Here is a 721-nt window from a genome sequence, read left to right on the forward strand (position 1 = left end):
GCATGTCAAGTGTAGGTAAGGTTCTTCGCGTTGCATCGAATTAAACCACATGCTCCACCGCTTGTGCGGGCCCCCGTCAATTCATTTGAGTTTTAACCTTGCGGCCGTACTCCCCAGGCGGTCTACTTAGCGCGTTAGCTTCGCTACTCACGACTTAAAGTCACAAACAGCTAGTAGACAGCGTTTACGGTGTGGACTACCAGGGTATCTAATCCTGTTCGCTACCCACACTTTCGCACATGAGCGTCAGTCTTTGGCCAGGGAGTCGCCTTCGCCACTGATGTTCCTCCAGATATCTACGCATTTCACCGCTACACCTGGAATTCCACTCCCCTCTCCAAGACTCTAGTCTGCCAGTTCTAAATGACCATCCCAGGTTGAGCCCGGGGCTTTCACATCTAGCTTAACAAACCGCCTGCGTGCGCTTTACGCCCAGTAATTCCGATTAACGCTCGCACCCTCCGTATTACCGCGGCTGCTGGCACGGAGTTAGCCGGTGCTTCTTCTGTTGTTAACGTCACGGCTAGCAGGTATTAACTACTAACTTTTCCTCACAACTGAAAGTGCTTTACAACCCGAAGGCCTTCTTCACACACGCGGCATGGCTGCATCAGGGTTTCCCCCATTGTGCAATATTCCCCACTGCTGCCTCCCGTAGGAGTCTGGGCCGTGTCTCAGTCCCAGTGTGGCTGATCTTCCTCTCAGAACAGCTAGAGATCGT

Annotated in this window: 1 rRNA gene; it reads right to left on the bottom strand. The window is 52.7% G+C overall.

What is annotated here, in order from left to right:
• Positions 1 to 721, bottom strand: a 16S ribosomal RNA gene (locus ACXAGV_RS19000); the annotation flags it as partial.

The organism is Alteromonas sp. ABH4_453 (assembly GCF_056160665.1).